At 69.2% G+C, this 22,383-nt stretch carries 21 protein-coding genes; 6 read left to right on the forward strand and 15 right to left on the reverse strand.

Annotated features, from left to right (window positions below):
* Positions 1 to 89: 89 nt before the first annotated feature.
* Complete coding sequence (locus IT306_19355) at positions 90 to 1,010, reverse strand: PIG-L family deacetylase (protein MCC7370587.1); 921 nt, start codon at positions 1,008 to 1,010, stop codon at positions 90 to 92.
* A 202-nt stretch (positions 1,011 to 1,212) separates the two neighbouring features.
* Here IT306_19355 and IT306_19360 point away from each other — a divergent pair, with 202 nt between their 5' ends.
* The gene (locus IT306_19360; GenBank protein ID MCC7370588.1) at positions 1,213 to 2,238 is read left to right on the forward strand and encodes a LysR family transcriptional regulator; all 1,026 of its coding nucleotides are present in this window, start codon (positions 1,213 to 1,215) and stop codon (positions 2,236 to 2,238) included.
* Positions 2,239 to 2,288: 50 nt separating this feature from the next.
* Positions 2,289 to 3,674: an FAD-dependent oxidoreductase gene (locus IT306_19365; GenBank protein ID MCC7370589.1), complete on the forward strand. Its 1,386-nt coding sequence runs from the start codon at positions 2,289 to 2,291 to the stop codon at positions 3,672 to 3,674.
* Positions 3,675 to 3,872: 198 nt separating this feature from the next.
* Here IT306_19365 and IT306_19370 read toward each other — a convergent pair whose 3' ends face one another.
* The 6 genes from IT306_19370 to IT306_19395 all read right to left on the reverse strand — a co-directional run bounded on the left by IT306_19370 (position 3,873) and on the right by IT306_19395 (position 9,135).
* Positions 3,873 to 4,880 (reverse strand): ATP-binding cassette domain-containing protein, encoded by a 1,008-nt coding sequence (locus IT306_19370; GenBank protein MCC7370590.1) that lies wholly within the window; start codon positions 4,878 to 4,880, stop codon positions 3,873 to 3,875.
* Positions 4,877 to 5,506 carry a nucleoside 2-deoxyribosyltransferase gene (locus IT306_19375; GenBank protein MCC7370591.1) on the reverse strand — a complete coding sequence of 210 codons (630 nt, stop codon included), beginning with the start codon at positions 5,504 to 5,506 and terminating at the stop codon, positions 4,877 to 4,879. Before IT306_19375 ends, IT306_19370 begins: the two co-directional genes overlap by 4 nt.
* A 7-nt stretch (positions 5,507 to 5,513) precedes the next feature.
* Positions 5,514 to 6,581, reverse strand: coding sequence for an ABC transporter ATP-binding protein (locus IT306_19380; protein MCC7370592.1), 1,068 nt, complete (start codon positions 6,579 to 6,581; stop codon positions 5,514 to 5,516).
* A 35-nt stretch (positions 6,582 to 6,616) separates the two neighbouring features.
* A complete protein-coding gene (locus IT306_19385) occupies positions 6,617 to 7,366 on the reverse strand; it encodes a hypothetical protein (protein ID MCC7370593.1) in 750 nt (249 codons plus the stop codon).
* 653 nt (positions 7,367 to 8,019) lie between these two features.
* Positions 8,020 to 8,205: a YjfB family protein gene (locus IT306_19390; GenBank protein MCC7370594.1), complete on the reverse strand. Its 186-nt coding sequence runs from the start codon at positions 8,203 to 8,205 to the stop codon at positions 8,020 to 8,022.
* A gap of 228 nt (positions 8,206 to 8,433) precedes the next feature.
* Positions 8,434 to 9,135 carry a class I SAM-dependent methyltransferase gene (locus tag IT306_19395; protein ID MCC7370595.1) on the reverse strand — a complete coding sequence of 234 codons (702 nt, stop codon included), beginning with the start codon at positions 9,133 to 9,135 and terminating at the stop codon, positions 8,434 to 8,436.
* Positions 9,136 to 9,309: 174 nt separating this feature from the next.
* Here IT306_19395 and IT306_19400 point away from each other — a divergent pair, with 174 nt between their 5' ends.
* On the forward strand, positions 9,310 to 9,873 hold the full coding sequence (locus tag IT306_19400) for a PH domain-containing protein (protein ID MCC7370596.1): 564 nt from the start codon (positions 9,310 to 9,312) through the stop codon (positions 9,871 to 9,873).
* A 39-nt stretch (positions 9,874 to 9,912) separates the two neighbouring features.
* On the opposite strand, the gene IT306_19405 is transcribed toward IT306_19400, so the two are convergent.
* Positions 9,913 to 10,881 (reverse strand): hypothetical protein, encoded by a 969-nt coding sequence (locus tag IT306_19405; GenBank protein MCC7370597.1) that lies wholly within the window; start codon positions 10,879 to 10,881, stop codon positions 9,913 to 9,915.
* A gap of 73 nt (positions 10,882 to 10,954) precedes the next feature.
* Positions 10,955 to 12,259, reverse strand: coding sequence for a UDP-N-acetylglucosamine 1-carboxyvinyltransferase (gene murA / locus IT306_19410; protein ID MCC7370598.1), 1,305 nt, complete (start codon positions 12,257 to 12,259; stop codon positions 10,955 to 10,957).
* Between the two features lie 292 nt (positions 12,260 to 12,551).
* Here murA and IT306_19415 point away from each other — a divergent pair, with 292 nt between their 5' ends.
* Both IT306_19415 and IT306_19420 read left to right on the forward strand, forming a co-directional pair.
* The gene (locus IT306_19415; protein MCC7370599.1) at positions 12,552 to 13,067 is read left to right on the forward strand and encodes a tetratricopeptide repeat protein; all 516 of its coding nucleotides are present in this window, start codon (positions 12,552 to 12,554) and stop codon (positions 13,065 to 13,067) included.
* Between the two features lie 105 nt (positions 13,068 to 13,172).
* On the forward strand, positions 13,173 to 14,186 hold the full coding sequence (locus IT306_19420; GenBank protein MCC7370600.1) for a diacylglycerol kinase family lipid kinase: 1,014 nt from the start codon (positions 13,173 to 13,175) through the stop codon (positions 14,184 to 14,186).
* Between the two features lie 27 nt (positions 14,187 to 14,213).
* Here the strand turns inward: IT306_19420 and IT306_19425 are convergent, their stop codons facing one another.
* From IT306_19425 to IT306_19450, 6 genes are all read right to left on the reverse strand, one after another.
* The gene (locus IT306_19425) at positions 14,214 to 14,639 is read right to left on the reverse strand and encodes a hypothetical protein (GenBank protein ID MCC7370601.1); all 426 of its coding nucleotides are present in this window, start codon (positions 14,637 to 14,639) and stop codon (positions 14,214 to 14,216) included.
* A 76-nt stretch (positions 14,640 to 14,715) separates the two neighbouring features.
* Entirely contained in the window at positions 14,716 to 16,128 is a 1,413-nt protein-coding gene (locus IT306_19430; GenBank protein MCC7370602.1) for a neutral zinc metallopeptidase, read from the reverse strand.
* A 748-nt stretch (positions 16,129 to 16,876) separates the two neighbouring features.
* The gene (locus IT306_19435; GenBank protein ID MCC7370603.1) at positions 16,877 to 17,662 is read right to left on the reverse strand and encodes an SDR family oxidoreductase; all 786 of its coding nucleotides are present in this window, start codon (positions 17,660 to 17,662) and stop codon (positions 16,877 to 16,879) included.
* Positions 17,663 to 17,920: 258 nt separating this feature from the next.
* Positions 17,921 to 18,955: a flippase-like domain-containing protein gene (locus IT306_19440; GenBank protein MCC7370604.1), complete on the reverse strand. Its 1,035-nt coding sequence runs from the start codon at positions 18,953 to 18,955 to the stop codon at positions 17,921 to 17,923.
* A complete protein-coding gene (locus IT306_19445) occupies positions 18,952 to 20,115 on the reverse strand; it encodes a glycosyltransferase family 4 protein (GenBank protein ID MCC7370605.1) in 1,164 nt (387 codons plus the stop codon). Before IT306_19445 ends, IT306_19440 begins: the two co-directional genes overlap by 4 nt.
* Before the next feature lie 232 nt (positions 20,116 to 20,347).
* Positions 20,348 to 20,641 (reverse strand): hypothetical protein, encoded by a 294-nt coding sequence (locus tag IT306_19450; GenBank protein ID MCC7370606.1) that lies wholly within the window; start codon positions 20,639 to 20,641, stop codon positions 20,348 to 20,350.
* 343 nt (positions 20,642 to 20,984) lie between these two features.
* On the opposite strand from IT306_19450, the gene IT306_19455 reads away from it, so the two are divergent.
* Positions 20,985 to 22,178: a S1 RNA-binding domain-containing protein gene (locus tag IT306_19455; protein ID MCC7370607.1), complete on the forward strand. Its 1,194-nt coding sequence runs from the start codon at positions 20,985 to 20,987 to the stop codon at positions 22,176 to 22,178.
* Positions 22,179 to 22,383: the final 205 nt, after the last annotated feature.

Here is a 22,383-nt window from a genome sequence, read left to right on the forward strand (position 1 = left end):
TCCACCTCTCGCGCCGCTGAGGACGCGGTCCGGAGCTATCAGTATACGGTCGCACCCGGGGACAGCCTCACCGCTCAACCCGCTGCGCCCTACCGCAGCCCCGCGAACAGGTCCGTCTCCGGCAGCGACACCGGCACCCGCGACTGCACCAGCCGGAACTGCTCCCGCCCGAACATGCTGTCGAACGCCTGATCCGGCAGCCGCGCGAAGAAGACCTCCGGCCCCATCTGGGTCGCATGGGCCCAGAGCGCCTCGCGCTTCTTCGAGACGTGCGCCGAGACATCCACCACCGTGGTGATGAGCTGGTCCGGGATGCCCCAGGGCGGGGGCGTCGGCGCGGCTTCCTCTGTCGCAGCAGCAGCCGCCGGTGCAGCGTCCGCCTGCGGATCGGCGGCTGCCTCGGCGTCGCCGTCCGAACGTCCGCCAGGGCCGTCGATCCCAAGCTCGTGCAGCCGCCGCCCGAACTCCACGAACTGCGACTGCCCGATCGCCGTGTAGTACAGCTTCGCCGTCGTGTGGGGCGGGTGACCGTCGTCCAGCAGCGGATCGCCGGCACGGTGGAACGCCCCGACCGCCACCCGGTGCGCGTTGATGTGGTCCGGGTGTCCGTAGAAGCCGTTCTCGTCGTAGGTGACGATGATGTCCGGCTGGTACGTGCGGACCAGCGTCACCAGCCGCGCGATGGCATCGTTCAGGTTCGCCTGGTGGAACGCCTCCGGGTGGTGGTTGTCCAGGGCGCCCATCATGCCCGAGTCGCGGTAGCCCAGCATCTCCAGGTGACGAACACCGAGAATCTCGCAGGCCCGCTCAAGCTCGCGCCGCCGCACCTCGGCCAACAGCTCCGGCTCGACGCCGGTCTCCGGGGCAATCTCGCCGACCTCGCCGCCGGTACAGGTCACCAGCACCGTGCGGAACCCATCGGCGGCCGCCTGCGCCAGCACACCGCCCGTGCCGATGGATTCGTCGTCCGGGTGGGCGTGTACCGCCATCAAGGTGAGTGGATTGGCCATCGAGTGATGCTCCTTCGTGTCCTACAGGCTGAGAATCCGATGGGGACGACGCGCGTCGGTGCAGGGGGCAGCGCCCTGGCACCCGCGGGCGAGGCCGTCACACGGGGGTGGGCTGGTGCGTGCCCAGCCGGCTGTCTGCTGCCGGCCGATGCTGGCTCAGGCATCCCCCCGGCCGGTATACCTCTCTGATCCGAGGTGCGGCGTGCTCATCAAGCAGATCGAAGCGTTCGTCGAGGTCGTTCAACGCGGAACAGTCTCGCGGGCCGCTGAAGCGTTGGGCGTCACCCAGCCAGCGCTGACAGCCCGCCTCCACGCACTTGAGTCCGAGCTGGGACAGGTGTTGTTCGCGCGGTCCGGGCGCGGCGTGCGCCTGACCGATGCCGGCCGCGTCTTCCTCCCGCACGCCGAGCGGGCGCTCATGGCGATTGTCGATGGCCGCGCCGCCGTGGCCGACCTTGCGAGCGGCCGGGCCGGCAAGCTGGTGATCGGCGCGACCGGGTCGGTCAGCAGTTACGTGCTCCCGAAAGTCCTCAAACGGTTCCGGATGGAGCATCCGCGCGTCGAGCTGACCGTGCGGACCGGGCACTCCGAGCAAGTCCTGGAGCTGGTCCTCACCGAGAGCGTCGAACTGGCCATCGTGCGCCAACTGCGCCACGACGATGTTGATGTGATTCCGCTCTATGACGACGAGCTGACGCTCGTGACCCATCCATCTCATCCGTTCGCACGACGCGGCTCCGCCCGGCTGGCGGACGTGGTCGCCGAGGGGCTGGTAGTCTTCGACCGAGCCTCCAGCTACTACGAGCTGACCCAGGCGTTGTTCGTTGGAGCTGGCGTACCCCCTCGCATCATTATGGAGTTGGACAACTTCGAGGCGGCGAAAAAGATGCTCGAAGAGGGGCTCGGGGTGGCGCTGCTGCCGATCGTCGCGGTCGAGCGCGAGCTGGAGCTGGGGCAGCTGGCCTCCGTCCCGATTGTCGATGCCGGGCCGGTCCACCGCCGGATGGTGGTGATCCGCCGCAACGACGTCGGGCCGCCGGGCGGCATCGCCCAGGCGTTCCTCGACATGCTGATGGAGATGATCGGGCCGCACCCGCACAACGGCTCGGCGCACGCGCCCGTCTCGCGGCCGATTGGCCGCCGGGCGGCGTCGGCCATCAGTAGCCAGCGCGAGCCTGACCGGGCGTCAGCGCTCGGCGTCCACCTCGCGAGCCTCGCCAGCGAGTAAGCCCGCCAGCGTCCACCACGCTCACCGCCAACACTGCCAGAGGCTGTCTCATGCCCCACACGTACACCTACACCCGTGAAGCGCCCGTCGTCGCCGAGGTTGACGTGCTCGTCGTCGGCGGCGGGACGGCCGGCATCGGTGCGGCCGTCGCCGCCGCCCGCAACGGCGCCAGCACCATCCTGATCGAGCGCTACGGCTTCCTGGGCGGCAACGCCACGGCCAGCCTCGTCGGACCGTTCATGACCTCGTTCAGCGCGGACGGCAGAACCCAGCTGGTGCGCGGCATCTTCGACGAGCTGGTGCGGCGGATGGAGACGACCGGCGGCGCGATCCACCCCTCGAAAGTCCCCTCCTCGATCTCGCGCTCGGCCTACATGAAGCACGGCCACATCGGGGTGACCCCGTTCGACCCCGAGGCGATGAAGGTCGCCAGCGCCGAGCTGTGCCTGGAGGCCGACGTCCGCCTGATGCTGCACACCTCGTTCGTCGATCCCATCGTGGAGGATGGCGCGGTCCGCGGCGCGGTCGTGCACAGCAAGGAAGGGCTGCAGGTCGTGCGCGCCAAGACGACCATCGACTGCTCGGCGGACGCCGACGTTGCAGCCCGGGCTGGCGCGCCGTTCAAGCAGGGCCGCGAGTCTGACGGGCTGGTGCAGCCGGCCACCATGTTCTTCCGGGTGGGCAACGTCGAGCGCGCCCAGGTGGACGCCTACTTCCGCGAGCACCCGGAGGAGATCGAGCAGCGGATGGCGTTCAGCTCCTGTATCAAGGCCGCCCAGGCCAACGGCGACTACACCATCCCGCGCGAGCGCCTCAGCATGTACGAGAGCCCGCAGGAGGGCGTCTGGCGAGTCAACGTCAGCCGGGTGCTCGGGGTGGACGGTACCAAGGTGGCCGACCTGACCCGCGCCGAGATCGAGGGGCGGCGGCAGGTGCTCGAGATCTACGCCTTCCTCCGCAAGTACGTCCCGGGCTTCCAGAACTGCATCTTGATCGACACCGCCGCGCAGATCGGCGTCCGCGAGACCCGTCGCATCGAGGGCGAGTACACCCTGACCCTGGATGACCTGATCGCCGGCCGCGACTTTGACGACACCATCGCCTACTGCGCCTACCCCATCGACATCCACGATCCGAAGGGCGCCGGCGGCGGCATCTCCAATCGCGGCGAGACGGCCAACGCCTACCAGATCCCGTACCGCTGTCTCGTGCCGCTGAAGGTCGAGCAGTTGCTGGTGGCGGGCCGGTGCGTCTCGGCGACCCACGAGGCGCTCGGCGGTATCCGTGTGATGCCGCCCTCCTTTGCGATGGGCGAGGCGGCCGGCACCGCCGCCGCCCTGGCCCTCCAGGAGGGCGTGCCCCCCCGCAAGGTGCCCGTGCCGTGGCTCCGCCAGACGCTCAAGGAGCGCGGCGCGTACCTCGGCCCCAACGCGTAGACCGGGCGAAGATCGCCGCGCTCCCGGGCGTTCAGCTCATGTACATCCCGCCGTTGACGTCGATCGTCTGACCCGTCATGTAGCCCGCAGCCACGCCGACCTCGGCGCAAGGCAGCACGACGCGGCGAAAGCGCGCCCTCGCCCGCCGATTCTGTCAATATGTCAATTCTGTCGGAGGGCGTATCCCCCGCCCGCCCGCTACGCCTCGGCGGCGTGGCCCGCCGGACCCAGCTTCTGCACCTCGGCGGCGAAGTGACACGCGCTCTCGATGCCGCCGTCGAGCGACACCATCGGCGGGACCGTCGTGCGGCAAACCTCCTGCGCCAGCGGGCAGCGCGGATGAAACCGGCAGCCGGACGGCGGCGCGAGCGGCGACGGGATCTCGCCGCCCAGCGGCTGGCGGTTCTGCCGCCGCACCGGATCGGGAACGGGCGTTGCGGCCAGCAGCGCACGGGTGTACGGGTGGCCCGGGGCCGCAAACAGCGCGTCCACCGGTCCGCTCTCGACCAGCGCGCCCAGGTACATCACCAGCACCCGGCCCGCCACCGCCCGCACCACCCCCAGATCGTGGGTGATGAACAGCTCGGCCAGCCCCGTCGCCTGCTGGAGATCGCGCAGCAGCTTGAGCACCTGGGCCCGCACCGACACGTCGAGCGCCGAGACCGGCTCGTCGGCCACCACGAAGCGCGGTTTCGAGGCCACGGCCCGCGCCACGCCGACCCGCTGCCGCTGACCGCCGGACAGCTCGTGCGGGTACCGCTCCAGAAAGACGGCCGGGTCCAGCCCGACCTGCGCCAGCAGAGCCTCGGTCCGCGAGCGCACGTCCGGCCCGCGCATCCCCAGGTTGTAGCGGAGCGGCACTTCCAGGCTGCCGCCAATCGTCTTGCGCGGGTTGAGCGAGGACGCCGTGTCCTGAAACACGACCTGCACCTCGCGTCGGAAGCGCTTCCAGGCCTCGCCAGTCAGGTCTCGCAGCGGGCGGCCGTCGTACAGGATCTCGCCGGCCGTCGGCGGCAGCAGCCCGAGCAGCATCCGACCGAGCGTTGACTTCCCCGAGCCGCTCTCCCCGACCAGCGCGACGGTCTCCCCCTCCTGAATGGCGAGCGAGACGTCGTCCACGGCGCGGAGCTGACGGCGCGGCCCGAAGAAGCCGGACCGCACCACGAACACGCGGCTCAGATTCCGCCCTTCGATGAGCGGCGTCACCGACCCTGCCCCCGATCCCCCCCATCCTCGCCGTCATCGTCGTCGTCATCCTCGCTGACGCCGCTCGGCTGGACCAGGTGCGGACGGAATGGGATCGGCTCAGGGGCAGACGGCTCAGGCTCTGGCACATCCGAGCCGCCCGGCAGCTCGCGGTAGTCCAGCAGCAGCAGCAGATCCGGGATCGACTGCGCGATGCGCCCGCCGCTCGCCTCGATGAAGTACTGCACCTGGAGGTTGACGATGGCGCCCTCGTTGTCACCCGCCAGCCGCGTGTCCGTCCGCAGGCCCCAGATCGCCTTGCCCAGCCCGAAGGCGTACCCGATCTCGGCGGCCGTCCCCGAGTCCACGTCCACCCCGTCGAGCACCGCGATCAGCCCGTGCGCGTTCTGGATCGCCTCGGCGTTCTGCTGCCCGATGGTGTGGTTCTTCGCATGGCGCACGGCCCGCCGCTGCTCGTAGTCGGCGGGCAGCTCGGGTGGCGGCGCGAGCGACGGCGTCTTCGGGCGATTGCTGCCCCATGGATCGTAGACGGTCAGCCCATGCCCCTCCAGGGCCGTGACCAGCTCATGCAGATACGCCCGGGTAGCCGTGGCGAACCCGAGCGGCGATGCTAGATAGACCTTCATCCGGCCCTCACGCGTCAGACTCGGAGTGTGGCACGGCGGCCCCGGCGGCCCAGGCATTGGCTGCCGCCGGCTCCAGCGCCCGCCAGCACGCATCGGACCCGTGGTCGCGTGGCATCAACGGCGGATCGTTGACGCGGCACACGTCCACGGCGATCGGGCAGCGCGGGTTGAAGCGGCAGCCAGCCGGAAAGGCACGCGGGTTTGGCACCACACCGGGGATCGAGAAGAGATCGCCGCTGAACGCCTCGACGCTGAGAGTGCCGCGCAGCAGGCCCTGGGTGTACGGATGGCGTGGACGAGCGAACAGCCCGCGAATGTCGTTCGTCTCGACGACGCGCCCGGCATACATCACGTAGACGCGGTCACAGACCTCGGCCACAATCCCGAGGTCGTGGGTGATCAGCAGGATGCCCAGGCCCAGCGTCTCACGCAGGCGCAGCAGCAGGTGCAAGATGCTCGCCTGCACCGTCACGTCGAGCGCCGTCGTCGGCTCGTCGGCGATCAGCAGGGCCGGCCGCATCGCCAGCGCCGCCGCGATCAGCACCCGCTGCCGCTGCCCGCCAGACAGCTCGTGCGGGTAGCGCCGCGCGACGGCGGCCGGATCGGGCAGCTCCATCTGCGAGAGCAGCTCCAGCACCCGCGCTTCGACGCCGTTCCGCTGGCCGTGCGAGACCAGCGTCTCGGCCACCTGCCGCCCGACGGGCATCAGCGGATCCAGAAAGCTCGACGGATCCTGGAAGACCATCCCGATCCGTGCGCCTCGGTAGAGCCGCTGCTCGTGCGGGGCCAGCCCCCGCAGCTCCTGACCGCGAAACAGGATCTGGCCGCCTGCCACCCTGGCGGCCGGCGTCGGGAAGAGCCCCAGCACCGAGAACGCCGTCATCGACTTGCCGCAGCCGGACTCGCCCACCAGCCCGACGATCTCGCCCGGCCCGACCGTCAGCGAGACCTCGTCCACCACGCGGATCGCCCCGCGCCGACCGCGGATCTCGGTCACGAGGTCACGCAGTTCGAGCACCGGCCCCTCATGGGGCCGACTCGTGGAAGCGACGGCAGCGGACGGCGATTCAGGCACGGCGGAATGGTACTCGAAGAGCACCCCCTGAACGGTCAGGCCGCCTTGCCGCGAATCGCCCCGTCGATGTACTGCTGGTACGTCGCCTTCGTCAGCGAGACCATCGTCGCCTGCCCGAACGCCAGCGCCCCCGTCCGGACGCCCGCCGCCGTCAGGACACGCTGCGCCTCGGCCATGCGAGCGCGGAACCGCGGACCGGAGTCATCCCCCGTGTGGGCCACGAAGACGAGGCTGTCCGCGCCGCCGTACCGGATGTGGCCGCCGTCCGTCAGCACCTTCGCCAGCTGCTCGAAGACCTGCTCGTTGAGCGCCGCCGTCCCGCCGGGCAGCGGGAGCGTCGCCGTCAGCATGTCGGAGCCGGGCGCACTCTGCCAGACCAGCACGGCGCTCTGCCCCCACTCCTGCCCGAGCATCGCTCCGAGGGCAAGAATGTTCTCCTGGACCCCCGACACCACGAGATCCAGATCGTTTTCAGACTCGACCTCGCCATCCTCGGACCAGAACCCACGCCCGACCGACACGGTCTCGATCCGCACGCCGAGCATCGCCGCCGACGCGAACAGCTCCGGCAACAGCCGCTCCAGCACCCGGCGGTCGGTCCCCCGCTCGACGTTCTGGATCCGGTCGCCGGCCGAGATGCCGAGCCGCGCGGTGATCGCCAGCGGGTTCTGCTGGACGGCGAACGGCTGGACGGCAAACGGCGAGGGCGTCGCGCCGAGCGCCGCCGGTGGAAACGCCAGCAGGCTGCAGAGGAGCAAGAGCACGGGCACAGCACGCGCACGCATCGGCAGATACCCCTTCCCTGTACGCGGTCCCGATCGCCGGCGGTCGGCGGCCGGACTCGCACACTCCACGGTACGGCGCAGGGGGCGGCCCGTCAAGCGGCGCAAATATCGGCTCCGCCGACATCATCTCCGGCGCGGAGCGGGGACGGGGGTGAGGTCACCAGGCTGTGGCAGACTACAGCCTTCAGGTTGGATTCGGCCCAGGGCGATTGCGCGTTCGTTGATGTTCCCGCAACGCTATGAAACGCCCGTGGTGATCGAGTCCATTCCAGATGAGATCGCCGTGCGCCTTCGTTGATGTTCCCACAACGCCATGAAACGCACAGTCAGGGGTTGAAACCCCCGTCTACAGTCATGCCGTCGCTGCGCGACGGACGCCGGGAACGGCAGGGCCTGGTGAGCCTGGAGCGTCGCGCAGCGACTGCAGGATGGTAGGCGGGGGTTTCAAGCCCCGACAACGCTGGACGACCCACCCAACGTGCAATCGCCCTGTCCCCGATGCTGCACCACCCGCCCAACGTGCAATCACCCTGGGATTCGGCGACGCGCGGCCACCCAGACCGATGCCCTGGACAACGAATGACGCGCGACCGATCTCGGTCGCGCGTCGTCTGGGAGTGCTCTGCTGACAGACGAAGGACAGGCAGCGGACGTTATACCCGCACGTCCACGTTCTGGCCGAGGTGCGGCTGCATCGACTGGAGCATCTGAAGCGTCTGCGACTCGGCGGTCTCCATGACCTCCTTGAGCACGCTGACACCGACCTGGGCCTGTACCTCGCCGGTTTTGTCGGCAAGCCTGGTGAGTGCTGCGATATTGACGTTCGGATCAATTTGCATAAGGCTCACTCCAAGCTCACCGAGGTCGTGGCAAAGCGGCGCGAGGGTCTGACCGTGGCTGCTAGCTGCGCGTCCGCACTGCTGCGGTCGCCGGCCCCGTAAAGAGAAACGGTGTGACGGCTTGACAGGGGATGGCGCAAACGCGCAACTTCGGCCGGATCGCCAACCTCAAAAATGCGAGGTACGCCGCACAGTCGCGGCCGCGCGCTCAGCCCTGTGGAATCGATGTCAGGCGGGCTTGCGCCAGACGAACGCGAACGAGATCGGGTGGCCGCGATACCGCTCCCACCTTGGCTTGAGCGCCACCCAGGCATCGTCGATCAGCCGCTCGTGCATCTCCGCCAGCGTCCAGCCGGCCCCGAGCGCCGCCTGCACATGCTCGCTGATCAGGTGCAGGTGCGTGTCGATGGCGATCTCCTCGCCGGCCGCGTTCCGGTAGTGGGTCGGCATGCCCGAGACCATCATGAACTCGGGGTGGTAGCCGACCAGCACGTAGGCCGCGCCCGGCCGCCCGAGCCGGAACGCCTCCCGGTAGAGCGGCAGGAGGTCTTCCAGGTGCTCGTCCACCAGCGAGGTCGTGATCAGGTCGTAGGCGGCGTCGGGCAGCCCGGTCGCGGCCACGTCCGCCACGGTCAGCCGGCGGAAAACGCCTCGCCGCCGTGCGCGCTCCAGCATCTCGGGGGTCACGTCTACGCCGTCGATGGCCCCGACGCCCTGGCCGTGCAGCCACGCGCCCGTGCGCCCCGTCCCCGACCCGAGATCGGCCGCCTCGCGGACGGCTGACCAGTCGACCGTCGTGACGCGCGCCAGCAGCGCCAGGTCCATCTCGTCCTCGACGGTCCCCTCGTAGGTGGCGACCCACTCGCCGTACCCGGTGCGGGCATCGACCATCCGGTACTGTCGCGTGTCGAAGTCGCTGAAGCGTGGCATGCGACGATTGTACCGGAGCAGCGGCGGGCTCTCCCACGCGTGTGCGCGCGGCGCTATGCTCTGAAACGAGCACGTGAAACGGGCACGGCTCTCCCATGCGTGCACGTGCGGCGAGCGGTCGCACGGTATCATCCGCCCTGGCGTGGCGGCAGGCCGGCCCTGGGAGCGCAGCCCGTGTACGAATCCCTCTTCGAGCGCGATCTGGCACGCGGCGAGCGCATCGTCTGGATCGGCCAGCCAGACCCGAAGCGCTACCTGACCCGCGCCGATCTCTTCCTGATCCCGTTCAGCCTGCTCTGGGGCGGCTTCACCTTCTACTGGGAAGCGTCCGTGCTTGGACTCACAGGCAGCCCGCCTGGGCCGCCTGCCCTGGCCGTGTTCGGCATCCCGTTCGTGATCCTGGCGCTGTACTTCCTGGTCGGGCGGTTCTTCTACCAGGCCTGGGTCAAGCGGAACACCCACTACGCGCTGACCGCCCGGCGCGCGCTGATCCTCCGACAGCTCCGCGGCCGGTCGCTGGACGCCATCCCGCTTGCCACCGTGCCCAGCATCGGCACGTCTGTCCGCCCGGACGGCTCCGGCACGGTCACCTTCGGCCCGACGGGCCTGTTCGACGAGGTGTACGGCAACACCGGGCTGACGTTCTTCCGGCGCGGCGTCTACACGCCGGCCTTCTACGACATCCCAGACGCGCAGGCCGTCGCCGCGAGGGCCGAGGAGCTTCGGAAGCAGCGCTGACGACGGCAGCAGCCCCCGGCAGCGGCGTCGGCGGGCAGCCTACTTGTTGACGACGTTCTGCGGCTTGCCGTCCAGGAACGCCAGGGCGTTCTCGACCGCGCCGATATTCAGGAAGTCCATGCCCTCGGGGGTGGCGTCGGCGTTGTGCGGCGAGAGCACGACTTGCTGGCATTTGAGGATGGCAGCGTCCGCTGGCAGCGGCTCCTGGGTGAACACGTCCAGGCCAGCGCCCGCCAGATGCCCGGACTCCAGCGCTGAGACCAGCGCAGCCTCGTCCACCAGCGGGCCGCGCCCGGTGTTGACCAGGATCGACCCGGCCTTCATCTTCGCAAGCTGCTCCGGGCCGATCATCCCCCGGCTCTTGTCGGTGAGCGGCAGGTGCAGGCTGACCACGTCGGACTGGGTGAGCAGATCGTCGAGGCTCACGAACTCGACGCCAAGCTGGGCCGAGCGCTCGGGGGTCGGGTTGAACGTCCAGGCGATGACCTTCATCCCGAGGCCCTTGCCGAGCGCCATCATCCGCGCGCCAATCGGGCCAGCGCCGACGACGCCCAGCGTCTTCCCGTTCAGGTAGACGTTGTCGATGCGGGTGCCCCAGCGGCCTCCGCGCATCTCCCCCGTCTGGAAGACCAGCCGCTTGGCCGTCGCCAGCATCAGCGCGAAGGCGTGCTCGGCCACGACCGGCGCGGTCTTGCCAGGGATGTTCGAGACGACGATCCCCAGCTCCTTCGCCGTCACCAGGTCGATGGAGTCCGTGCCGATGCCGAACACGGTGATGAACTTCAGCTTTGGCAACTGGCGCAGCACCTCGCCCGGCCACTTGACGGCCCCGCGCGAGTTGAGCAGGATCGTGGCGTCCTTCGCGCGCTCGATCTGCTGCTCGAAGCTGGTCGGGCGGTCTGTGTGGACGGTCACATCGCCGTACGGCGCCAGCATGTCGAGTCGGGGCGAGCCCTGAATCTGCTGCGGGTTGTCACCCGGGACTACGATCTGCACACGCTCAGGCACGGCAATCACCTCCGGTCGTCGGAGCCGATTGTAGCCGAGTGCCGCGCGCCGCTTCTGGACGCCTGCAGGAGCGCTACTCCTGCACCACGAGGCAGCGCCCGCCCAGCCGCTCGATCTTGTCGGGGATGTGCGAGTAGCCACGCTCGACGTACTGCGCCCCCTCGATGGTGGAGGCGCCCTTCCCGACCAGCGCCGCGATCACATACGAGAAACCGGCCCGCAGATCGGGGATCTGCATCGAGGTGCCGTGCAGCGCCGTCGGTCCCTGCACGAGACAGCTGTGCGGATGATCGCCGTAGCGGTAACGGCAGCTCTTGGCCCCCAGACAGGTGTTGTACAGCTCGATGGTCGCGCCCATCTCGCGCAGCACGCTGGTGTAGCCGAACCGCTGCTCGAAGACCGTCTCATGGATGACCGAGAGCCCCTTGGCCTGGGTCAGCAGCACCACGAACGGCTGCTGCCAGTCCGTCGCGAAGCCGGGGTGGACATCCGTCTCCAGGGCGATCGAGCGCAGGTCACCGCCCCGGAAGAACCTGATCCCGTCCGGCTGCACCTCGAACTCGCCGCCGACGCGCCGCAGGGCGTTGAGGAACGCGGTGATCGCGCCCTGCTCCGCGCCCTCGATGAAGACATCGCCGTCGGTCGCGACGGCCGCCGCCGCGAACGACGCCACCTCGATGCGGTCGGTCAACAGGCGATGGCGTGCGCCGCGCAGCCGCGCGACGCCCTCGATGATGATGGTGCGGTCCACCTCGACGGCGATCAGCGCGCCCATCTTCTGGAGCAGCAAGATCGTGTCGATGATCTCCGGCTCGACAGCCGCGTTCCGGATCACCGTGGTGCCATCGGCCAGCACCGACGAGAGCAACGCGCTCTCGGTGGCGCCGACGCTCGGGTACGGCAGATCGATGAGCGTGCCTTTGAGCCGCCTGGCGTTCACCCGCCAGCGGTCCGCCTCGACGGAAACCGTCGCGCCGAGTTGCTGGAGCGCCCCGACATGGTAGTTGAGCGGGCGCGCCCCGATCTCGTCGCCGCCGAGCAGCGGCACCGAGGCCGTCCCGTAGCGATGGAGCAGCGGCCCGATCAGCAGCACGGGGATCCGGTTCAGGCCCGAAAAGGCGACCGGCACCTCGCCGCTGCGGACGCTGGCCGCGTGAATCCGCAGTGTCGATTCGTCCTGCCACTCGACCGTCGCGCCGAGCGACCGCACGATGTCGAGCGTGATGGCGACATCGCCGATCTGCGGGACGTTCTGGAGGACAACCTCCTCGTCCGTCAGCAAGCTGGCGACGATCTGCTTGGTTGCTGCGTTCTTGGCGCCGCTCGCCGTGATGCGGCCTTGGAGCGGCGCGCCACCCTCGATGCGGTACGTCGACATGCCGCGCTGCCCTCGTCGCCAGGCCTGGAGCCACTGCTCCGGCGCCTGGGCTCGTCGTTCGCTGATCCCGATCTCCGTGGGCATCCTACCACCCTATGTGCCAGCCCTGAACGCCATCGTGTCCGCCCTACTGGCGCGGTCGGACCCGCCGCTCTCCGCGCCCGGATGTCACCCGGGCGCATCGTTGGAGGCGCAGCGCCACGGGAGTATGCAGCCTCTCACTTCTGTCAGGCACGTTCGTACTGGCACGTATCGTGCGCCTGTGGGGCCGACAGCCCGTGGAGGTACGGCGGTGATGTGGGGCCACTGGATCAGCAAGACCTGGGCGCAGCCCGCACGGTCCCAGGAGTCGGGACAGGATCGTCAGTACCGGCAGGTGCAGTACCACCTCGGGCGCGGCCGACGGGCGCGGGAGGCTGGCAAGCCGGCCCTCGGCGTGCTGGATGCCCGGCGCGCAGCGACGCTCGATCCTGCCAATCCCTGGGCCTTCGCGCTGCTGGGCCAGTGCCTACTGCGGCTGGGACGCCTCGCGGATGCCCGTGCCGCCCTGGAGCGCGCCCGCGCCCTGGACCCTGCCAACGGCTATTTCGTGCGGCTGTCGCTCGACGTCCTCTACGCTCAGCACGACGCTCGCGGCCGGGCAGACCTGTTGAACCGAGCGTGGTGGGCAGGCGCCCCGGTCGAGCGCTGGCTGCCGGGCGGTCCGCCCCAGGCTCCGCGCCACGTCCAGCCGCAGGCTGCTGACCGTCCCGAGACGCCCATGCAGGCCCGACCCCACGCCGCTAACGCTGCGCCGGTCCCCGCCTGACAGCTGTCACCGGACCCCGCCATGCTGCCTCAGCCCACCGCTCCGTACGCGCCACACCGTTGTCCGCCCCTGGCTGGCAGCCCCATCCTCGATGACTGAAGGCCGATGACCCAGCACCCGCCTCGCACCTGCCTCATCATCAACCCGACCGCCGGACGGAAGGTCGGGCTGACCACCAACCCGCTCGGACTCGACGATGCCCGCGCCCTGCTCGAATGCCACGGCATCGAAGCCGAGGTCTTCTGTACCGAGCGTGCCGGCCACGGCACCGAGCTGGCAAGACAGGCCGTCCGGGATGGCTTCCGCCGGGTGATCGCGGCCGGCGGCGACGGCACCGTCGCCGAGGTGGCCGAGGGTCTGGTCAACACCGACGCGGTCCTGGGCGTCCTGCCGCTCGGCAGCATCATGAACGTTGCGCGGATGCTGGGCATCCCGCGCGATCTCGACCAGGCGGCCGAGGTCATCAAGGCCCAGCGCGTGGCGCGGATCGACATCGGCGAGGCGCGCTCACAGGCGAAGTCACGGCTGTTCCTGGAGGCGGCCGGCATCGGCATCGACGCGGGCCTGTTCGCCTACTTCAACCAGCTTGACAGTGGGAACTGGCGCTCGCTCAAGCCGCTGCTCACGTTCATGTGGCGCTATCGGCCCCGACGCCTCACCATCCGGCTCGACGGCAAGCCGCGCCGCTACCGCGCGATGATGGTCACGGTCGCCAACGGGCCGTACCTGGGGGCCGCCCTGACGCTCGCGCCCGACGCCCGCCTGGACGATCGCCGCTTCGACGTGCAGATCTTCACCGGCTTCGGCAAACTGGAACTGCTGCGCCACCTCTGGGCGATCTCCGGCGGCCGGCGCGTCTACAACCCCAAGGTGTTGAGCTTCCGCGCGCGCACCGTCGAGATCGAGCCACGGCAGCCGATGATGATCCACGCCGACTCGCAGCCGCTGGGCACCACGCCGGCCCGAATCGAGCTGCTGCCGGCGGCCCTGGCCGTCATCGTCGGCGGAGATCCTGCCTGCCTGCCCGCCCTCACGCGCCAGCCAGCCGAGCCGGCGGCAGCACCGTCTGCCGAGGCAGCGTCTCCTGAGCGGGCGGAGCCAACGGCGGTCGCAGGCTGAGGCGGGTGGTCTCCTCGCGATGGGGGTCTACGAGGAGAGGTTCGGCCAGCGGCGCGGCGTGACGACGGCTTCCACCGCGCCATCGGCGTGGCGGATGGTGTAGATCGCCGTGGCCGTGATGCCCGGGCCGAGCGAGAGCGCGTCGCTCAAGTAGGCCGTGGCGATGGAGCCGTCCGCACGGACGAGCAAGATCTCCAGCGCGAAGACCTGCTCGCTGGCGGTCGGATTCGTCAGGACCATCTGCACGCGCGCCGTCCCGAGCGGATAGACCTGCAGCCGGGCCGGCGTCACAGCGACGTCGGGCGACTGCTCAGCCGGCGCGGCCTCCTGGGGCGCAGCATCGGCTGGGGCTGCCTCAATGGGCGCGGCCTGGGCCGGGGCCACCGGGGCCGTCGCAGTCAGGAGCGCCAGCGCGAGCGCCAGCACGGTCGAGCGGATTGGCTGCGGCTTCACGTTCATGCTGTTCCCATTATCGGCCAGGGTGAGCGATCCTGCCAGCCCCCAGGTGGGCCATCTCGTCAGTCAGCCTCTACCAGACGTCGCAGCCACGGTACGAGTAGTGGACGTAGCCGCGCATGAACCACTCTTTGCGCTGCTCGGGCAGGCCGTGGTGCCCGGGCGACTCGATGTGGTCGTCGCCGGCCCGCAGCATCGCCTCCTGGGCCTCCTCCAGATCGCCGATGGTCAGCCAGCCCGCATCACGCGCGTAGCGGGTGTACAGCCCGGCGAAGCAGTCCGCCTGCAGCTCGTTCTGACGGGTGATGATCGGGGCCAGCTCGGGATGGTTGATCATCTCGACGATCAGGGCGTCCAGGTAGCCGTGGGTGGCCTGGATGTGGTGCCCCCATTCGTGGGCCATGACCACCGAGATGACAAAGTCGCGCTGCTGCCAGTTCTGACCCGCGACCATCTCGTCCTGCATGAACGGTTCGTAGATGTAGACCGTCTTGTCCGCCGGGCAGTAGGCCAGTGAGAGGGCGGGCGATGGGATGCCGCCGGGACCGCAGGCCATCAGCACGAGCTGGCCATCCGGCACGATGACCACGCGCGGCTTCTCATACTTGTGGCCCGTCTGGCCGAGCGCCCGCGCCCAGTACTCGTCGATCAGCGGGGTGACCCAGGCGATGTACCGGGACAGGTTCGTTTCGAGGTCGGCCGGGCGTGCGCGGTTCGGGTGGACATCGGTCATACCGTCGAGCGACGGATCGCGGACCGGCCCCTTCGAGCGCACGGCCACCACGTCGAGGTCGGGCGACGGTGGCAGGTTCACCTGCGGGCTGGGCCAGCGCCCCTTGTCCTCGATGCTCGGGAACTCGAAGTAGCTGCCGCCAGGGCTGGCGTTCGCGAGCGCGAGGCCATCCGACGTGCCGGTGCTGAGCGCCGACGACGACTGGTCCATGCTCGGCACCCGGGCGACGGCGAGGGCCGTCAGTGCAGCCGCGTACTCTGGCCCGACCGTGCCTGCCGCCCCGGCAATGGTGGTGACCACCAGCACCTCGGCGCGGGCGACGCCCACCACGATGCTGGACTCATCGCCGCGCGTGCGGGTGAGCTGGAAGTCCGTCTCGGTGCTGACGATGGGCGCATAGCCCTGGTGCCGGAGCATCAGATCGCGGAAACGAGGCAGATACTCGCTGGCGGCCCGATCGTCGAACGCCAGGACGACCTGCCGGACAGAGCGCACGCCTGGCGTGCCATCCTGTGCAGCATCGCGCTGAAAGGATGCAGTTGCCTGCCGAGCCAATCCGTCTGGAAGCAGGGACGGCGAAGTCGCCTCAGCCGCCGGCGCGAAGCCGGGCGGCAGCTCCGCCAGCTTGAGCACGATCTCTGAAGGCGCTGGCAGGTGGCCGGCGCTCACGGGAACTGGCGACCCCAGCACGTTGACGAGGGTCGCCAGGACGAAGGCGGCAGCAAGGATGAGTCGCGCAGGTCGCTGATTCACGAGCAGATCCCCCAGCGGACGGCACTCCCACGGCACGCCAGCGGTCTGCGGGGTGATCGCGTCGCACAGCAGCGCTGGCAGGCATCAGGGAGGAGAGAAGACGCATCTGCACATGACAACGCAGCGGCAGTCGCGAGAGTGACAGCGCGTTGCCAAGGCCGTGGGTCGTGGGTCACGGGTCGTGGGTCACGGGTCGTGGATCATGGATCATGGGTCACGGGTCACGGGTCACGGGTCACGGGTCACGGGTCACGGGTCACGGGTCACGGGTCACGGGTCACGGGTCACGGGTCGTGGATCATGGGAGCAGCTCGGCGAGAACGTGCAACTCTCAGTTGTCATCCTGAGCGCAGCGAAGGATCTCACCCACTGACGCCGATGTTGACGGTGAGCGGGAGATCGACAAGATGACGCATGGCCGGTGATGCGAGTGTTGACGGTCAGCGGGTGACACGAGTGTTGACGGTCAGCGGGTGAGATCCTTCGCTGCGCTCAGGATGACAACTGAGAGTTGCGCGCTTGCTATCGTATCATGACGCACGTCAGGCGGTATGCTTCCGCGCCCCACGCCTTACCCCAGAACCAGACACCCCGCCTACAACCCTCGCTCCACGACCCACGACCTACAACCCTCGCTCCACGACCCACGGCCTACGACCCTCGCTCCACGACCCACGACCTACAACCCTCGCTCCACGACCCACGGCCTACAACCCTCGCTCCACGACCCACGACCCACGACCTTCGTCTACCGCGCCGTCCAGCCGCCGTCGATCACCTGCGTCTGGCCGGTGATGTAACCGGCCTCTATCGACGCCAGGAACACGATCAGCGCCGCGATCTCCTCAACGGTGCCGTACCGCCCGGCCGGCACGATGGCCCGCACTCGCGAAGGGTCTCCGCCGATGCCGCCCATCGGCGGAGCATCGGCCCCGAGGATCTGCGTCGAGTTGGCCCGGAGCGGCGTGGCGATGGGACCGGGGCAGATGGCGTTGACGGTGACGCCGCGCTCGGCGTAGGCGACCGCCAGTTGGCGGGTCAGCCCGACGACGCCGTGCTTGGAAGCCACGTAGGCCGGCCCACCGCCATCGCCCACCAGGCCGGCCGTGGATGCGATGTTGATGATGCGTCCGCCGCGTGGCAGCAGTTCGTCAAGGGCGCGCTTGCAGCCCCAGAATGTGCCCGTCAGGTTGATGCCGATGACCCGATCCCAGACCGCCGGCGCAACGGCGTCCGCCTGCGCGTAACCGTCCAGGATGCCAGCCGCGTTGACGACGATCCCGAGCGGACCGACGGCGGCGACGGCCTCGGCGAATGCCCGGTCGACCTCATCCCAGTGACGCACATCGGCCGGGACGTAGGCGGCCCGCCCGCCCGCCGCCTCGATCAGGCCAACCGTCTCCTCGCCGCCCGTCGGTCGCAGGTCGAGGATGGCGATGGGAGCACCCTCGCCGGCCAGTGCGAGCGCGACGGCCCGCCCGATGCCCGAGCCGCCGCCCGTGATGAGTGCCGCGCCCGGAACCAGTTGCGTCATGACCACTCCCCCTCGCCAGTGACCGCGGCCGCTGTGGGTGTGGTGGGGGATCATGCGGCATCAGGGCGACGCTCCGCGGTGACCTGAGGCGTGCCACAGCCGCCTCAGGCGCCGTCATGGGTCAGGCGGGACGAGCGCAACGGTGAGCGAGCGCGGTGACGGTCAGTCGTCGTCAACGAGGATGTCGCTTGCCGGGTCGTCCTCAGCCGGCTTGGTGTTGTTGAGCGTCGAGTTCGAAGCGGGCTCGCCGGCGCGCGCTCAGCCGAACCGCTTCGAGGAGTAGAGCACGCCGCCGATCAGGCTCTGCCCGAGCAGGACGAGCCGGCGGAGCAGGGCCACGGCCAGCGCCATGTCCGGCGGGATCCCCATAAAGCCGAGCAGCACCACGAACGTGCCTTCGATCAGGCCGAGGCCGTTCAGGGAGATCGGCAGCAGGCCGACCGCCAGCACGGCCGGGGCCACCACCGCCGCCTTCGCAAGACTGACGTCCGCGCCGACCGCCAGGGCATACAGGTAGATATTCACAATCGACAGGCCGTTGGCGATCATCGAGACGAGCAGCGCCCAGACGATCAAGCCGAGCTTGCCCGAGTAGGCCAGCACGGCGTCCACGGCGGCGTGGATGCGCTTGTCCAGCAACTTACCCACCACCGGCAGATAGCGGACCAGCGCCAGTAACTCTCGCATCGTGCCCTGAAGCGGCGAGGGCACGACCAGCAGCCCGACTGCCACGAACCCCGCCACGAGGCCTAGCACCAGCGTCTGGCTCAGCTGCCAGGGGATCACCGACGGGCTGACGACCATCGCGATGACGCCGAGCAGCAGCACGGAGATCGCGCCGACCAGCCGATCCATGATGACGGCGGCGGCCGAGCGGGTCTTCGTGGTCAGGTTGATCGACGCGCCGTACGCGCGGACCACGTCCCCCGCGAACCGCGACGGCAGGATGTTGTTGAAGAACATCGCGATCAGGTAGAGCCGGATCAGGGTGGTCAGCGCGGCCTCGCCACCCTGACCGTGCAGCATCACCTGCCAGCGCTTGACGTTGATCGTCATCGCCAGCAGGGCCGAGACCGCCGCCAGCGCGACGAGCCGCCAGTCCGCGCCAACCAGCGTCTCGACGGCGTCTGCCAGCCCGGCCTGCCAGAGCACGTACGCACTGACGCCCAGCGTGATGGCGAGCTTGAGCACCAGCCCGAGACGACCAGACTTCTTCCTGGGGGCGGGGTCGGCAGCATCGGCCGTCTCTGCCGTGGCCGGCGGACGGACGACAGGCTCCTGGCTCACCGTCACGCTGGCGCCCTCCCGGTCCGCGCGAGCACCTCGCCGTACAGCTCGACGTACCGGCCAGCCAGCACCCGCCAGTCAAACTCCGTGCGGACCCGCTCGAAGGCGCGCTCGCTCAACTCCTGGACGAGGGCCGGATCGTTGGCCAGCCGCACCAGCGCATCGGCGATGCCGGCCGGATCCTTCGGGCTGACCAGGATGCCGGCGTCGCCGACCACCTCGGGCGTACCGGCGGCGTCGGCGGCCACCACGGCAAGGCCGGCGCTCATCGCCTCCTGCACGACCGTCGGCGAGCCCTCGCGCTCGGACGGGAACACGAACACCGAGGACTCGCGATACAGCCGCCACATCTCCGGCGAGTTGCGGTCCAGCCAGCCCCAGAAGCGCACCGGCTTGCCGATTCGCGCGGCCTGCGCCTCGAGCGTCGAGCGGTACGGCCCGTCGCCGACGATGTTGATCTCCAGATCCAGCGGGACGCGGCTTGCCGCTTCGAGCATGTACTGGACACCCTTGAACTCGTGCAGGCGCGTGACCATCAGCACGCGCATCCTCCCGTTCTCCGTGATGGATTTCGGCGTGCGGACCGTGTCGTCCGCCGCGCCAAGCGGGCTGCAGCCGTTCGGGATAGCCCGCACCGAGACCCCGGGCGCGTTCTCCTCGATCCGCTGCGCCAGGTGCCTGGAGACGGCAACGATCGCGTCGGCGTCCTGCACGAGGCTGCGCCAGACCGGCCGCAGCAGCTGGTGGTCGAAGCGGAAGCGATTCGGGTTGTGGCCGGGCACGTCCGAGCCGCGCGCCGTCAGCACGTAAGGCAGGCCGCGCAGCCGGCGAAGGGCGTAGGCAATCGGGCCGGTCGGGAAGATGAAGTGGGCGTTGGCGAGGTCGTAGCGGTTGCGGGCGGCCAGCTGCGCCGCCTTGAGCGTGCCGCTCAGCACGTAGGTCGCCATCTCATGGGTGTGGCAGACCTCGCGGCGGGCGCGGACGCTCGGGACACGGTAGACCCGGATGCCGTCCATCACCTCTTCGTTCGGGATGCCCCGAAAGCCCATCGTGACCATATCGACCTTGTGGCCGAGGGCGACGATATTCCGCGCGAGGTTGAAGGTCGAGGTCGAGCCGCCGGCCCCAAGAGGCGGGAACTCGTAGTTGAGCATCAGGATATGCACACGGCCACCTCGGACGAGCGAACCCTGCGGCGGGGCACATCGCACCAGCGCCGGAAGAGTGCGGCGGCCCAGCATCCCGACACGATGCGGGCGGAGCCGAGGACGGACGGTGTCAAAGCGGAGCCGGGCTCCCTTCAGGGACGAGGCGGGCCTGCGCGAAACCAGCAATGGCCGGCGGCCGGGCCGCCCGATTGTGGCACAGGACTGGGAAGACGGGCAAGCACGGGAGTTGTCAGTCGCGGGGGGGGCCGGTCATCTGGTCTGGCGGCTGGAGGCCGAGGGCCGCACCGAGCCGGCGCGCCAGCCGCTCCCGGCCCACGGCGGAGCGCGCATCCTGCAGCTCGCGGACGGTCAGGTCAAACGGGTAGGCATGGCCCTGCTGCACCAGGGCCAGCTGCAAGCCGTGCGGCAGGCTTCTGCGGCCCGGCTCCCGCAGGAGCACCTGGGCGCGCGGATCGATCCGACGGGTGATCGACTCGACAAGCCGCCGAGCCGCCTCCTCGTCCACGCTCTCGACATCCATCATGACCGGTCAGTCCCTCGCCGCGTCGTCGTCGCCGACGCACCCGACCTGGCGATACGGTTCACCGGACGCACGCCGTCCTGGCGAATTGCGCTATTATCGTCGCAGGCGCAAGACGTTGGTACCATACTCCGTCAAAGGTGTTGCGCGGGCGGGCTTAGTCAGGCTGCGCGCGTTGGCGGACGCGCATTGCCTTTGTGACTTTGCTGTTTCCGGAATAGTGCCGTATACTAGGCCTATTCAGTTGGAGCAGAGGCGGGAAGCACCGGGTATGGAAGAGGCCACCACTGGCCAGGGATCCCAGGACCAGGCAAACGGAGCCTCGTCCAGCACGCCAGCCGGCGGGATGGGCGATTGGCTCGCCGAGCACGAGCAGTCTGTTCGGCAGTGGCGGCGTGGTGAAGTCGTCGAGGGTGTTGTCGTCAGCACCGACCGCGACGAGTTCCTCGTTGACATTGGTGCGAAGTCAGAGGCTGTTGTTCCGGTTGGCGAGGTGCCTCAGACCGAGGTGCCGAGTGTCGGCGAAACGGTGCTCGCCTACGTACTGTCGAGCGAGGATCAGGAAGGCCGCGTCGTCCTTTCGCTGACGCGTGCGCGCGCTGAGCGGGGCTGGCGGAACCTGCAGAAGCGCTTCGAGGACGGGCAGACCGTCGAGGGCGAGGTCGTCGAGCACAACAAGGGTGGGCTCGTCGTGAACGTCGAGGGTGTGCGCGGGTTCGTGCCGCTCTCGCAGATCGCCGATCTTCGCCGAGGCAGCGCGGATGAGTCCGTCGAGTCGCGCCTCGAGGCGATGAAGGGGCGGAACCTGCTGCTCAAGGTCATCGAGATGAACCGCCGGCGCAACCGGCTGATTCTCTCGGAGCGGGCGGCGCTCCAGGAGCGCCGGGCCCGTGAGAAGGATCGCCTGCTGACGGAGCTGCAGCCGGGCGACACGAAGAACGGCGTCGTGTCCAGCATCTGCGACTTCGGCGCGTTCGTCGACCTCGGCGGCGCTGATGGCCTGGTTCACCTCTCCGAGTTGTCCTGGGGGCAGGTCTCGCACCCGAGCCAGGTGGTGAAGGTCGGAGACCGGGTTGACGTCTACGTCGTCGGCGTGGATCGCGACAACAAGAAGATCGCGCTCTCGCTGAAGCGCCTGCAGGGTGAGCCCTGGAGCCGCGTCAACGACAAGTACCAGGTCGGGCAGGTGGTGAACGGCAAGATCACGAAGCTGGCCGCCTTCGGGGCGTTCGCGGAGATCGAGCCGGGCATCGAGGGGCTGATTCACATCTCGGAGCTGTCCGAGGACCGCATCACGCACCCGAAGCAGGTTGTCCGCGAGGGCGACGAGCTTCCGCTGAAGATCATCCGCATCGAGCCGTCTCGGCACCGGCTGGGGCTGAGCCTCCGGCAGGTGGAGGATGAGGCGTTCGATTACGACGGCGGCGCCTACACCGTGGGCGACGACGATTCGGCGGACTACGGCGATGCGTCAGCATCGTACGAAGAGCCGCAAGAAGGCGAGACCGCCGAGTCTCCGGCGAGTATCGCCGAGAGCTAAGGCGGCGCGAACTGGACACATTGGCGGCCCGGGTTCCTCAAGAACCCGGGCCGCCACGGCTTTCTGAACGTTTCATGTTCTACGAATCGACCGATATCGCTGATGGGTTCCGCCCTCAGATCCGAGACGCTGGCGGGATTCAGGCTGGGTCTTCAGGGGTTTCAGGTAGAATAGAATCCCTGAGGACCGACCTAGAGACGGAGAG

The organism is Chloroflexota bacterium, from assembly GCA_020850535.1.
Classification (GTDB): Bacteria; Chloroflexota; UBA6077; order UBA6077; family JACCZL01; genus JADZEM01.

Coding starts and splice junctions, on each gene's coding strand:
- IT306_19435 (MCC7370603.1), bottom strand. CDS start 17,662: ATGACGCAACTGGTTCCGGGCGCGGCACTCATCACGGGCGGCGGCTCG.
- IT306_19420 (MCC7370600.1), top strand. CDS start 13,173: ATGACCCAGCACCCGCCTCGCACCTGCCTCATCATCAACCCGACCGCC.
- murA (MCC7370598.1), bottom strand. CDS start 12,259: ATGTCGACGTACCGCATCGAGGGTGGCGCGCCGCTCCAAGGCCGCATC.
- IT306_19395 (MCC7370595.1), bottom strand. CDS start 9,135: ATGCCACGCTTCAGCGACTTCGACACGCGACAGTACCGGATGGTCGAT.
- IT306_19390 (MCC7370594.1), bottom strand. CDS start 8,205: ATGCAAATTGATCCGAACGTCAATATCGCAGCACTCACCAGGCTTGCC.
- IT306_19450 (MCC7370606.1), bottom strand. CDS start 20,641: ATGATGGATGTCGAGAGCGTGGACGAGGAGGCGGCTCGGCGGCTTGTC.
- IT306_19455 (MCC7370607.1), top strand. CDS start 20,985: ATGGGCGATTGGCTCGCCGAGCACGAGCAGTCTGTTCGGCAGTGGCGG.
- IT306_19355 (MCC7370587.1), bottom strand. CDS start 1,010: ATGGCCAATCCACTCACCTTGATGGCGGTACACGCCCACCCGGACGAC.
- IT306_19375 (MCC7370591.1), bottom strand. CDS start 5,506: ATGAAGGTCTATCTAGCATCGCCGCTCGGGTTCGCCACGGCTACCCGG.
- IT306_19385 (MCC7370593.1), bottom strand. CDS start 7,366: ATGCGTGCGCGTGCTGTGCCCGTGCTCTTGCTCCTCTGCAGCCTGCTG.
- IT306_19365 (MCC7370589.1), top strand. CDS start 2,289: ATGCCCCACACGTACACCTACACCCGTGAAGCGCCCGTCGTCGCCGAG.